The 12,317-nt window shown below is 64.9% G+C and carries 11 protein-coding genes and 1 pseudogene; 8 read left to right on the forward strand and 4 right to left on the reverse strand.

Translation table 11 applies throughout. The annotated features are described in order from the left end of the window. The first annotated feature begins 81 nt into the window (after window positions 1–81). The 5 genes from J7367_RS06300 (at window position 82) to J7367_RS06320 (ending at window position 4,469) form a co-directional block, all read left to right on the forward strand. Window positions 82–867: a hypothetical protein gene (locus tag J7367_RS06300; RefSeq protein WP_033481181.1), complete on the forward strand. Its 786-nt coding sequence runs from the start codon at window positions 82–84 to the stop codon at window positions 865–867. A gap of 17 nt (window positions 868–884) precedes the next feature. Beyond that, complete coding sequence (locus J7367_RS06305) at window positions 885–2,222, forward strand: TRZ/ATZ family hydrolase (protein ID WP_057660964.1); 1,338 nt, start codon at window positions 885–887, stop codon at window positions 2,220–2,222. A 31-nt stretch (window positions 2,223–2,253) separates the two neighbouring features. After that, the gene (gene ubiG, locus J7367_RS06310) at window positions 2,254–2,973 is read left to right on the forward strand and encodes a bifunctional 2-polyprenyl-6-hydroxyphenol methylase/3-demethylubiquinol 3-O-methyltransferase UbiG (protein ID WP_007962668.1); all 720 of its coding nucleotides are present in this window, start codon (window positions 2,254–2,256) and stop codon (window positions 2,971–2,973) included. 85 nt (window positions 2,974–3,058) lie between these two features. Beyond that, entirely contained in the window at window positions 3,059–3,751 is a 693-nt protein-coding gene (locus J7367_RS06315; RefSeq protein WP_057660966.1) for a phosphoglycolate phosphatase, read from the forward strand. 28 nt (window positions 3,752–3,779) lie between these two features. Next, window positions 3,780–4,469: a hypothetical protein gene (locus tag J7367_RS06320; RefSeq protein ID WP_057660969.1), complete on the forward strand. Its 690-nt coding sequence runs from the start codon at window positions 3,780–3,782 to the stop codon at window positions 4,467–4,469. Between the two features lie 337 nt (window positions 4,470–4,806). Here the strand turns inward: J7367_RS06320 and J7367_RS06325 are convergent. Further along, window positions 4,807–5,987: pseudogene (locus J7367_RS06325) on the reverse strand (putative acyl-CoA thioester hydrolase). 420 nt (window positions 5,988–6,407) lie between these two features. On the opposite strand from J7367_RS06325, the gene J7367_RS06330 reads away from it, so the two are divergent. The 3 genes from J7367_RS06330 (at window position 6,408) to J7367_RS06340 (ending at window position 8,296) form a co-directional block, all read left to right on the forward strand. After that, window positions 6,408–6,911, forward strand: coding sequence for a pyridoxamine 5'-phosphate oxidase family protein (locus tag J7367_RS06330; RefSeq protein WP_008573434.1), 504 nt, complete (start codon window positions 6,408–6,410; stop codon window positions 6,909–6,911). Window positions 6,912–7,030: 119 nt separating this feature from the next. Continuing rightward, a complete protein-coding gene (locus tag J7367_RS06335; RefSeq protein ID WP_057660971.1) occupies window positions 7,031–7,912 on the forward strand; it encodes an MBL fold metallo-hydrolase in 882 nt (293 codons plus the stop codon). 93 nt (window positions 7,913–8,005) lie between these two features. Beyond that, the gene (locus J7367_RS06340; RefSeq protein WP_022559300.1) at window positions 8,006–8,296 is read left to right on the forward strand and encodes a hypothetical protein; all 291 of its coding nucleotides are present in this window, start codon (window positions 8,006–8,008) and stop codon (window positions 8,294–8,296) included. Between the two features lie 56 nt (window positions 8,297–8,352). On the opposite strand, the gene eutC is transcribed toward J7367_RS06340, so the two are convergent. The 3 genes from eutC to eat are packed head-to-tail and all read right to left on the reverse strand — an operon-like array spanning window position 8,353 to window position 11,935. Continuing rightward, the gene (eutC, locus tag J7367_RS06345) at window positions 8,353–9,168 is read right to left on the reverse strand and encodes an ethanolamine ammonia-lyase subunit EutC (protein WP_057660973.1); all 816 of its coding nucleotides are present in this window, start codon (window positions 9,166–9,168) and stop codon (window positions 8,353–8,355) included. Then, complete coding sequence (locus J7367_RS06350; RefSeq protein WP_057660975.1) at window positions 9,165–10,574, reverse strand: ethanolamine ammonia-lyase subunit EutB; 1,410 nt, start codon at window positions 10,572–10,574, stop codon at window positions 9,165–9,167. Before J7367_RS06350 ends, eutC begins: the two co-directional genes overlap by 4 nt. Continuing rightward, a complete protein-coding gene (gene eat, locus J7367_RS06355; protein ID WP_057660978.1) occupies window positions 10,571–11,935 on the reverse strand; it encodes an ethanolamine permease in 1,365 nt (454 codons plus the stop codon). Before eat ends, J7367_RS06350 begins: the two co-directional genes overlap by 4 nt. Window positions 11,936–12,317 lie beyond the last annotated feature (382 nt).

Genomic DNA, 12,317 nt, shown 5'->3' on the forward strand with positions numbered 1-12,317 from the left:
TGTCCGGAATCGGCGCCTAGCATGCGGACACCGCAGGTCCCGTGCGCCGTCCGCACCCACCTGACGCGCGTTCGCGTTGCGTTGCTGGCCGGGCTGAGCGGCATGCTGGCCGCCTGCCCGGTGCTTGCGCAAACCGCCACCGCCTGCGACGCGCAGAGCGTGGCAGCGGTGGCAGCTGGTGCGGCATCCGGCGCCGCAGGGGCGGTGCCGGTCGAACATGCGGTGGCACAGACCTGCAAGCCGTGGCCGTACGACCCATCGATACGGCTGGCGGCCATTGCGTTCGCCGGCGATGCCACCACCGAGGCAGGCGAACGCAACCTTGAGTTGCGCGTAGCCATGCTCGATGCCCGCACTGCCCAGGTCGTCGCGTTGTACACGCAGGACATGGGCGAGGATGCCGGCTTCGAACTTGCTGCCGACAGTCTGCGCCTGGACACCGCACGCTATGACCTGGCACCGGGCGTGCGCGCGGTTGGCGTGGTAGTGCACAGCGTTGCGCGCGGGCCCAGTTGCCCGGATTTCGACAGCAACGACGCATTGACCTTGCTGGTGCGCGAACAGCGCCGGTTGCGCCCGGTGCTGCAGCGGGATCTGACTGTGTGGCGGCGGGTGGAAGGCGAACCATGCAACTGGGGCGCGACGGGTGTGGTGACCGAGCGCGGCACGCTCACCCTGTCGATGGACGCGCCGGTCCACGCGGGCTATGCCGACATCGCACTTACTGCCAACCTGGTGACTTCGACCACGGTCGAGGATGCAGAGGATATCGAGCGCACGCACCGCCAGCGCCAGCTGCTGCGCTACGACGGCACGCGGTATGCGCCTGTGTCACGCTCCGACGGCTCCTGGCCGTTCGGCAACTAACTTCAATGGATCCACTCATGACCAATGCCCCGCCCGAACCCTGCGACCTGCTGATCGAGGCCGGCTATGTCGTGCCGATCGAACCGCATGCGGTGGTGCTGGAAGACCACGCGGTGGCGGTCACTCACGGCGTCATCGTTGCCGTGCTGCCGATTGCCGACGCACGCGCGCGTTTTGCGCCCAAGCAGACCGTGTCGCGGCCCGATGCTGCGTTGATGCCCGGCCTGGTCAATGCGCATACGCATAATCCGATGACGCTGCTGCGCGGCGTCGCCGACGACCTGCCGCTGATGGTGTGGTTGCAGCAGCATATCTGGCCGGTGGAAGCGGCGGTGATCGGGCCGGAATTCGTGGCTGATGGCACCACGCTGGCAATCGCCGAAATGCTGCGCGGCGGTACGACCTGCGTCAACGAAAACTACTTCTTCGCCGATGTGCAGGCGGCCGTCTACAAGCAGCACGGTTTCCGCGCGCTGGTGGGCGCGGTGATCATCGATTTCCCCACTGCCTGGGCATCGTCGGACGATGAATACTTCGCGCGTGCCGGCGAGTTGCACGATCAATGGCGCGACGATCCGTTGATCAGTACCGCGTTCGCCCCGCATGCGCCGTACACCGTCAACGATGCCAACTTCGAACGCGTGCGCATGCTGGCCGACCAGCTCGACATCCCCGTGCATCTGCATACGCACGAAACCGCGCAGGAAGTGGCCGATTCGATCAAGCAGTACGGCCAGCGCCCGCTGGCGCGGCTGGATCGCCTGGGCCTGGTCAACGACCGCCTGATCGCGGTGCACATGACCCAGCTCACCGATGCGGAAATCCATCTGTGCGCCGAGCGCGGCGTCAGCGTGGTGCATTGCCCCGAATCCAACCTCAAGCTCGCCTCGGGTTTTTGCCCGGCATGCGCGCTGCAGCGTGCGGGCGTGAATCTGGCCATCGGCACCGACGGCTGCGCCAGCAACAACGACCTGGACATGTTCAGCGAAAACCGGACCGCCGCGATCCTGGCCAAGACCGTGGCCAACGATGCGACCGCGCTGGACGCGGCCACTACCTTGCGCGCGGCCACCCTGGGCGGCGCGCGTGCCTTGGGCTTCGGCGACACCATCGGTTCGATCGAGGTCGGCAAGCAGGCCGACCTGGCCTGCGTGGACCTGTCTGCACTGGAAACCCAACCGCTGCACCACGTGTTGTCGCAGTTGATCTACGCGGCCGGCCGCCATCAGGTCACCGATGTGTGGATCGCCGGCAAGCCTAAACTGGTGCAGCGCGAGCTCATCGACATGGATACCGCCGCCCTGGTCGCCAACGCGCGGCAATGGCGCGAACGCATCCGCACCGTCCGCGCCTGAGCGCGCGTCACCGCATCACGGAGCCCCCCGCATGAATTCGAATACGCACGCCAAATCCAGCAATTTCCATCAGAGCGAGCTGGATAAATTCGCCGCACTGGCCAATCGCTGGTGGGATGCCGACGGCCCGCAGAAGCCGCTGCATGCGCTCAATCCTGTGCGTCTGGAGTATGTGTCCGCGCGGCTGGAACTTGCCGGTGCACGCGTGCTCGACGTCGGCTGCGGTGGCGGCTTGCTCAGCGAGTCGATGGCGCGCCTGGGCGCGCAGGTGACTGCAATCGACCTGGCGCCGGAACTGGTCAAGGTGGCGCGTCTGCACAGCCTGGAATCGGGCGTGCAGGTCGACTATCGCGTGCAATCGGTGGAAGACCTGGCCGCCGAGCAGGCCGGCAGTTTCGATGCGGTGACCTGCATGGAAATGCTCGAACACGTGCCGGATCCGACCGCGATCATCCGTGCCTGCGCCAGCCTGCTCAAGCCGGGCGGCAAGCTGTTCCTGTCCACGCTCAATCGCACCCCGGCCGCGTTCGCGCTGGCGGTGGTGGGCGCCGAATACATCGCGCGTCTGCTGCCCAAGGGCACGCATCACTACAAGGATTTCATCAAGCCGGCCGAGCTTGCGGCATGGTTGCGCAACGCCGGGCTGCAGCTGGAAGACGTCAGCGGCATGCTGTACGAGCCGTGGCGCAATCGCGCCCGCCTGTCTTCGCGTACCGAGGTGAATTACCTGGCGTATGCGGTGAAGCCGTGAGGAGCCAGGATTCCAAATTCGGGATTTGGGATTCGCAACGGCCGTTGGTTGGTGTCTTGATGGTCTCGGTGGCGTGCCGGGCGATATGCAATTGACGACAGCTCTTGCTGCTGTGGGTTTTCCGCGGGTGGTGCTATTCGATCTGGATGGCACCTTGCTGGACAGCGCGCCGGACATGCTCGCGACGGTCAACGCCATGCTGGATGCGCGTGGGCGTGCGCCCGTTGCGTTGGCTTCGCTGCGCCCGGTGGTCTCCAAAGGTGCGCGTGCGATGCTCGGCGTGGCCTTTGCCGAGCTCGATGCCGCGGCGTGCGTTGCGCTGGTGCCGGAATTCCTGCAGCGCTACGAGGGCTTGATTGGTACGCAGTCGCAGCTGTTTGATGGCATCGAGCAGATGCTGATGCGGCTGGAGGATGCCGGCTGCGTCTGGGGCATCGTCACCAACAAGCCCGAATATCTGGCGCGCCTGATCCTGCCGCAGTTGGGCTGGGAGCAGCGCTGCGCAGTGCTGATTGGTGGCGACACGCTGGCCGAGCGCAAGCCGCATCCGTTGCCGCTGGTGATAGCCGCAGAACGCATCGGCGTTGCACCTGCGCAATGCGTGTATGTCGGCGACGATGAGCGCGACATCGTGGCTGCGCGCGCGGCGGCGATGCCGTCGGTCGCGGCGCTGTGGGGCTATCGTCTGGACGACGACGACCCGTCGCGCTGGCAGGCCGATGTGCTGGTCGAGCAGCCGCGGGCGCTTTGGAATCCGGCAACGTGGCCGCAGATCTGATCTTTCTTGGTATTTTTCTGGACCCGCCATGAGCCAATCCAGCGCCCTCGACAGTTTTCTCGACAAGTGGGCAACCCGCTGGCCGGAATGGTCGGTTGCCGAACCGTTCGTGCCCGAGCCGCAACGCCGCCTGGCCGTTGCCTGGTTCGCGTTGCTGCAGGAATGGGAAGACATCATGAATATCGCCGGCGACCCGTTGCCGGCCGATGCCAAGCTGGCGTGGTGGCAGCAGGAGCTGCGTGACTGGTCGAGCCAGCGCTCGCGGCATCCGTTGGGGCGCGTGCTTGAGCCGGTCCGTGCGCCGTGGTCACAGCTGGCCGACACCTTGCCTGCCATGCAGGCCGCACGCGTCCAGCCGCAATCGCTGCAGCACGCGCTAGGGGCATTGCGCACGTTCGCCGAGGCGGTGGTTGCGGTGGAAGCGGTGCTGTTCGCACGGGCGCGGCCTGGCGATGCCACTGCGGTGGCGGTGCAATGGCTGGATGCACGCCAACGCGTGGCTGGCGACGGCGCAGCGCCGGGCGATATCGCCACGCCCGCCTGGCGCTCGCAGCTGCTGCAGGCCTGGCCGCGCAAAGTCGCCTTGGCACGGCCGCACCGGGTGTGGTCGCGTCTGGCACGGCTGCGCTTGCAGCGCGAGCTGGCGGGCAAGCCCGCGTACCCGCCGCCGATGCAACAGCTCTGGCATTGCTGGCGTGCTGCCAGTGGCACCGATTAAGCGGCGCCGGTACGTCAGCTGCGTGCTGCATGCGCGTATATGCGTGGCGGGCGCGGCGGCCCGATCTGTCGTGTTCGGATCGGGGCGATTGGCAGCACAGCGCGGAGATCATGACACCGCCAATTTTGCGCAGGCCTTGGATCAAGGCGTCGCAGTCGAACCGTTCGCACGCTCTGTTACCGGCAGCCGGCGCGCTGCGGTCGTCGCGGCCGAGATGATCGCGTGCTGCGCGACGCCGACAGCGGGCAGGCATCGCGGCAGGACTTCCAGCTCGTCGCGCTACGCAGCAAGCACGGGCAATGCCCGGCTTGCGACGCAGTTGCGGCCAAGCGCTGACTCAATTGGCCGCGCCGGTACCGCTATTTTTATATTCGTAAAAACGGTTGGCCGAATTGGTGCAGTTGCTGCTGCAATACGGGCGGCCGACCGTCGATGCGTTCCATGGCGCGGTCTTGCGGATATGGCTGCCCAAGGTCGAGTCACGCACCGTCACCTGGCCATTGGGCGAAGTGCCATTGACGTAGGCGCTCAGGCTGCCGACGCTTTCGTCCCAGGCACGCCCAAGATAGGTGTTGTTGTCCGGAGAGCCGGAGACACCGGTAAAGCTGCTGTTGATCGCCAGAAATCCGTAGCTGCTGCCGGGACGCGTGCTGGGGGCAAAAATATAGCCGCCGGGGCTGCTGCCCAGACGTGCGCCGGTGGAACGGATGGTGGCGCCATCGAAAACACCGACCCCGGAGCCGAAGATGAAATCGACATCGCCTTCGATGGTGCTGCTCTTGAAATACGCACGGATCACATCGGACGCACTGGTCGCGCTGATCAACAAGGTGTCCTGGTTGCCGGTCAGCAGGACATCCTGGAAGTTGGCCTTGTCGCCACGCACAGCCAGCGCCACCGCTGATTGATTTTGTCGGTGTAGGTGCCTTCCACATAGTTGTTGTCCACGTGCAGATGGCGCGCCTCGAAATTCGCTGCGCGCACCGTGAACGTCGCGCTGTTGGAGGTGCCCACCGTGGTCGCCGACGCATTGCTCGCACACGGATGGCTTGCGGTGCCCGCTGGCTTGGGAGTGGGGTTGGCGTTGTTGAAGCGGATGACGGTGTCGCCGGTGTTTGTGCCCAGCCCGAACAGCGTCAGCGGTGGCGCATTGGTCGGCACGCAGACCAGCTCGGTGTAGGTGCCTGCCTTGATGCTGATGTAGCGGCGCGTCGTGCCGCCGGCAGCCACGGCAGCATCGATGGCAGATTGCACGCTGCGATAGCGCGTGGAGCCGTCGGCAGCCACCGCGTAGTCGGCACTGAGCAGGGCGACACCTGCGGTCGGGTTCCAGTTGTCGGTCACCAATGCGCTGATCGGCCCGGCTTTGGCCAAGGCTTTGGCGATCGTATAAGTGCTCGCTTCGCTGCTGGTGAGTTGCGGCCGTGTGGCGGTGCCGGTCAGTGCTAGTGCAGTGGCGCTGGCAAGGCTCAGCAATGCGGCGGCGATGCAGGTCTTGCGGATATGCGATGCAGACATGTGGTGGCGCTCTCTCGGGAGGGGACGCGTGCGCAAGACGCTGCAGATGCCGGGTAAGCCAGGAGCGGTCACGACGCTGTTGCGCGCTGGCCTGGTGAACGATCGCAACAGGTGTCCGGCCGCTGCGGGATTCCGAGCAATGCAACGCAAGTGCACGAAGCTCGTTGCCATGCGCGGTTCTCGTTCGTGCCGCAGGGGCGGCCGGCCGATCCTACTGCCGTGCTCATGTCTTGGCTGATGACGTATCAGCCAATGTCCCGGAACTGCGAATCGGTCACGCTTTGCGGCCCAATACTGTCGCAACGGACCTCGCGCGCACGCGGACGATATTGCGGTTGCACAACGACGGCGATCGACGGCGCGTCCTCACATGCCGTGGGCGCCGGGCCTTTCAGACTGGCTCACCCGCGTACCACGCGCATGTCAGGAATCGAAATGGCAGACACCAAAGAGTTGCAGGAAAAATTCTGGAAGGCGCTCAAATCAGATCGCACCGTGATGCTGGGCCTGGACGGTGTCGAAGACGGCCACGCGCGTCCGATGACCGCACAGATCGAGGGCGATAGCGGTGGGCCGATCTGGTTCTTTACATCCAAGGACAACGCGCTGATCGCCATGCTGGGGCAGGGCCGCCGCGTCATCGGCGCCTTCAGCAGCAAGGGCCACGACTTGTTCGCCAGCATCAGCGGCTCGCTGCGCGAAGACACCGACCCGGCCATGGTCGACCGGTTGTGGAATCCATATGTCGCCGCGTGGTACGAAGGCGGCAAGACCGATCCGAACTTGGCGCTGCTGCGCCTGGATGCCGACCATGCGCAGATCTGGCTCAACGAGTCGAGCCTGCTGGCAGGAATCAAGGTGTTGTTGGGCGTAGACCCGAAGAAGGATTATCAAGACAAGGTGGCGGACGTTCCGCTGCGCTGACACCTGCCTCGCATACGCCACCGTCAAGGTGGCGTATGCGCGCTGGTTGCGCGATCGGTACCGCTCACCGCTGTGCAACGGCTGCGTTGCAATGCTGGCCCGCCAAGCGGAGCGCGCCGATGCGCGTGCATCACCTCAATTGCATCTCCACCTGCCCGCTAGGCGGCCATCTTATGGACGGCCGTACGCCGGGGGTACTGGATCGCGGCCATCTGTGTTGCCATTGCTTGCTGGTGGAAACCAGCGCCGGGTTGGTGCTGATCGATACCGGTTTCGGCCTGCGCGATGTGGCCGAGCCACGCGCGCTTCTGAGTCGATTTTTTCTGGCGCTGGTCAAGCCAGACTTGCGCGAGGACATGACCGCAATCCGGCAGATACAACGGCTCGGGCTGGATCCGCGCGATGTGCGGCACATCGTGCTGACCCATCTGGATTTCGACCACGCCGGCGGGCTGGACGATTTTCCGCATGCGCGCGTGCACCTGATGACGAGCGAGCGCGATGCCGCACTGGCACAGCGTACCTGGATGGATCGCCAGCGCTTTCGTCCGCAGCAGTGGTCTACGCGTGGGCAGTGGCGCACCTACGATGGCGCAGCAGGCGAGCACTGGATGGGCCTGGAATGCGTGCGCGACCTGCATGGACTACCGCCAGAACTGCTGATGGTGCCGCTTCCCGGCCACACCCTGGGTCACGCCGCGGTTGCGGTGCATACGCCGGAGCGATGGCTGCTGCTGGCAGGTGATGCATATTTCTTCCATCGCGAAATGGATGCAGATGCGCCTTACTGCACGCCGGGGCTGCGTGCTTACCAATGGATGCTGGAAAAGGACCGGACTGCGCGCTTGACCAACCAGCAGCGTCTGCGCGCGCTACGGCAACAGCACGGCGGTGAGGTGGAGGTGTTCTGTTCGCACGATGTAAGCGAGTTCGAGCGCGTTGCCGGGCAGCCGGCCCGACTGCCAAGCGGCGCCTTGCTGCACGCACCCACGCCACAGTGATCTGCGCTTCACCGCACGCCAACGCACCGCAGCGCGATGATCTGCCACCGGCACAGCGCGCTTGCGTGATGACGCCATTCCAGGAGATCGAACATGCAGCAAATTGAAATTGGCCAGATGGTGTTTCTACGCGATGGCGAAGTCGGCGTCGGTGCCATCCGCGACATCCGCAACGAGGGGGCCGAGCTGGTCATCAATATCGAAAACGGCGGCGACTTCGTGCTGCCTGCATCGGTGGTGCGTGATGTGCATTCGGGAAAGGTGATGCTGGATGTCGACAAGCTTCCCGATGATGTACGCAATGCCCTGCGCCATCCGCATGACAACGAGCTGCAGACCAGCACCTATGCCGCCAGCAATATGCAGGATGGGGCATTGAAATAACGGAGTGATTGCTTGCTGAGCGGTGTCGATCCCGGGTCCCGCACACGCCGCGCAGGTCAGTCAGGCAGCAAGAACGTGCGCGGCATGGCATCGGCAGGGCCTGCCAACAATGCAGGTTGCTCGGCTTCGTCTTTCAGCTGCACGCCAGAGAGTTTGCGGCGAAATGCCTCGCGCAGCAGATACTCCAGTTTGTGGGTCGCCTCGGCGTAGCTCAGTCCTTCGGCGCGAATGTTGGAAATGCAGTTGCGCGCTGCATCGGTGAGCCCGACGCGGGGCGTGTAGGTGAGATACAGGCCCAGGCTGTCGGGCGAGCTCAGGCCCGGCCGTTCGCCGATCAGCACGATCACGGCACGCGCGTCGAGCAGCTCGCCGACCTCATCGCCGATCGCCACGCGCCCTTGTCTGACCAATACCACCGGGGCGAGTGACCAACCTTCTTGCGACGCCAGTGCGTCGATCTGGTCGAGCATGCGCGCCGCATGCCGATGGACGGCCAGCGCGGACAGCCCGTCAGCGACCACCACCGCAACGTCATGTCTGCCGCCATGCACGGCCGTGAGGCCGCGTAGCTGGGCGGCGGCTTCCTCGGCAAGACGCCGTCCCAGATCGGGACGTTGCAGATACTGATGACGATCGGCCGCAGCGCTTTGGAGCAAGATGCTGCTGCGCCCGCGTCGCTCCAGCGCGGCCTGAAGCGGTGCCGGGTCGAATGCCAGATGCACCGCATCGCGTGCCTGCGCATGCGCCAGTTGGAACTCCAGGTGCGCGTCCGTGGGCAGACTGGTCCCCACCCGGCCCAGCGCAATGCGCGCGGGGGTCAGTTGGCGCAGTTGCGCCCAGGCATCGCGTGGCGGTCTGGAGGGCGTGCTCATGGCGTCGTTCTACCGCTGACCTGTGCCAATGCACGCCGAAATGGCGCCGGTACTTCGCTGCCAAGTTCGAAGCGACCATCGCGCAGCTGCAGGATGTCGTGCTGCTCCAGCCACTGTTCGAACTCGGGCGCAGCGCGCAGGCCGAGCGCCTGGCGTGCATACAGCGCATCGTGAAACGAGGTGGTCTGGTAATTCAGCATCACGTCGTCGGAGCCGGGAATGCCCATGATGAAATTGATCCCGGCAGTACCGAGCAGGGTGAGCAACATATCCATGTCGTCCTGATCGGCTTCGGCATGATTGGTGTAGCAGATGTCGCAGCCCATCGGCACGCCGAGCAACTTGCCGCAGAAGTGATCCTCCAGCCCGGCGCGGATGATCTGCTTGCCGTCGTAGAGATATTCCGGCCCGATGAAGCCCACCACGGTGTTCACCAGCAGCGGTTTGTAGTGGCGCGCCACCGCATGGGCGCGCACCTCGCAGGTCTGTTGATCCACGCCGTGGTGCGCATTGGCCGACAACGCGCTGCCCTGGCCGGTTTCGAAATACATTACGTTATCGCCGACGCTGCCGCGGCGCAGCGACAGGCCCGCTTCGTAACCTTCCTGCAGCAAGGCCAGATTGATGCCGAAGCTGGCATTGGCCGCCTCGGTGCCGGCGATCGACTGAAACACCAGGTCCACCGGCACGCCACGGCCGATCGCTTCGATGGTGGTGGTGATGTGCGCAAGTACGCACGATTGCGTGGGGATCCGATAACCGCTGATCACCGCATCGAGCATGCGCAACAAGGCGGTGGTTGCGGCCAGGCTGTCGCTGGCCGGATTGATGCCGATCACTGCATCGCCGTTGCCGTACAACAATCCGTCGAGCACGCTGGCGGCAATGCCGGTGGCATCATCGGTCGGATGGTTGGGCTGCAGGCGCGTCGACAGGCGTCCGCGCAACCCCAGCGTGTTGCGAAAGCGGGTGACGACCCGGGTTTTCTGCGCCACCAGGATCAGGTCCTGCACCCGCATCAATTTGGACACCGCGGCCACCATTTCCGGCGTCAGGCCGGGGGCCAACGCGGTCAATGCGGCTTCGTCGGCCTGCGCACTCAGCAGCCAATCGCGAAAGCCGCCCACGGTGAGATGCGCCACAGCGGCAAATGCAGCGGCATCGTGCTGGTCGATGATCAGCCGGGTGACTTCGTCCGCTTCATAAGGCACCACCGCCTCCTGCAGGAAATGCTGCAGCGGTAGATCGGCCAGCGCCATCTGTGCGGCGACGCGCTGCAGGCCGGAATCGGCGGCGAGTCCGGCCAGCTGGTCACCAGAGCGTGCCGGCGTCGCCTTGGCCAGCAGCTGCTTCAGATCGGCAAACCGAAAACGCTCGCCGCCTGCGGTGAAGGCAAAGCCGCTCATCCGGCGCTGGCCGCGGGCGTGTGCTGCGTGCGCAGGCTGAGGACGCAACACACCGCACCGAACAGCAGCAGGCCCAGAAAGATCAAGGCCACAATCGGGTTGAACCACACCATCGCCACCAGGCACACGAGCGCCAGCAGCAGCGCAATGGCAGGCACCACCGGGTACCCCGGTGCGCGGAAACTACGCTCCAACCCCGGTTCGACGCGACGCAGCTTGAACAGGCTGAGCATGCTCATCACATACATCACGATCGCGCCGAACACCGACATGGTAATCATCGCTGCGGTCAACGACATGCCCTGGATCTTGACCACGCTGTCACTGCAGATCGCGGCAATGCCGATGACGCCGCCGGCCAGAATGGCGCGATGCGGCGTGCGAAAACGCGAGAGCCTGGCCAGCCCATGCGGCAGGAAGCCGGCACGCGCCAACGCGAAGAACTGCCGCGAATAGCCCAGGATGATGCCGTGAAAACTCGCCACCAGCCCGAACAAGCCGATCCACACCAGCATGTGCAACCAGGTGGAACTGTTGCCGACCACCGCCTTCATCGCCTGCGGCAGCGGGTCGTTGATGTTGGACAGCTGGCGCCAGTCGCCGACGCCGCCGGCAAACACCATCACCCCCAGCGCCAAGATCACCAGGGTGAGAATGCCGGCGATGTAGGCGCGCGGAATCGTGCGCCTGGGGTCCTTGGCTTCTTCGGCCGCCATCGCTGCCCCTTCGATCGCCAGAAAAAACCAGATCGCAAACGGAATTGCGGCGAAGATTCCGGAAATGGCCGCCGGCCCGAACACGTCGCTGCCGGCCCAGCCGTTGGCGGTGAAGCGCGCCACGCTGAAACCCGGCGCCACCACACCCATGAACACCAGTAACTCGATGACTGCCAGCAAGGTCACGATCAGCTCGAAGGTGGCTGCAATCGCCACGCCGACGATGTTCAAGCTCATGAAGACCAGGTAGGCGCCAATCGCTGCGATGCGCGGATCGAGCGTGGGGTACTGCACATTCAGATACGCGCCGATCGCCATCGCGATGGCCGGCGGCGCGAAGACGAATTCGATCAACGTGGCCAGGCCCGCCAGCATGCCGCCATAGGTGCCGAACGCGCGCAGGCTGTAGGCGAAGGGCCCGCCCGCATTGGGAATGGCGGTGGTCAATTCGGTGAAGCTGAAGATGAAACAGGTGTACATCACCGCGACCAGCAGCGTGGTCACCAGAAAGCCGAGCGTACCGGCGGTGCCCCAGCCGTAACTCCAGCCGAAATACTCGCCTGAAATCACCAGCCCCACGGCGATGCCCCACAACTGCCAGGTGCCCAGGGTCGGTTTGAGGTGCTCGTTGCGCATGTCGCACATCTCCTGCAGTCGGGGGAGGGGAGATGAAGCACGCCCGACGCCGAAGCGACGGACCGACCGTCAGCAACTCAAGCGTTCAGCTGCAGCGGCGCGCGACGGTCGTTTTCGGTTATACCGCAAAGCCCGCTGGCGAACACAAGCACAACGGGTAGGTCGCCGCTGACCGGGTGTGTGCAGCGTGCAGGAGCAACGGCCGGCTGCAGGATCAGTCCATCGAGCGTAAGTCTCTCTCCTGCGGGAGAGGGGATGGGGTGAGGGTAGGCCCGTTCACTACGCTCGCCATCGTCGCGCGCACGTGCGCACAATCATGCGACGCACCAGTTGCCAGCGCGCTATTTCGTCCGCTCAAGCACCAATAATGGGTCGATGCGCACATCGAACC

It is taken from the genome of Xanthomonas sp. D-36-1 (assembly GCF_017746155.1).
Lineage (GTDB): Bacteria > Pseudomonadota > Gammaproteobacteria > Xanthomonadales > Xanthomonadaceae > Xanthomonas > Xanthomonas cissicola.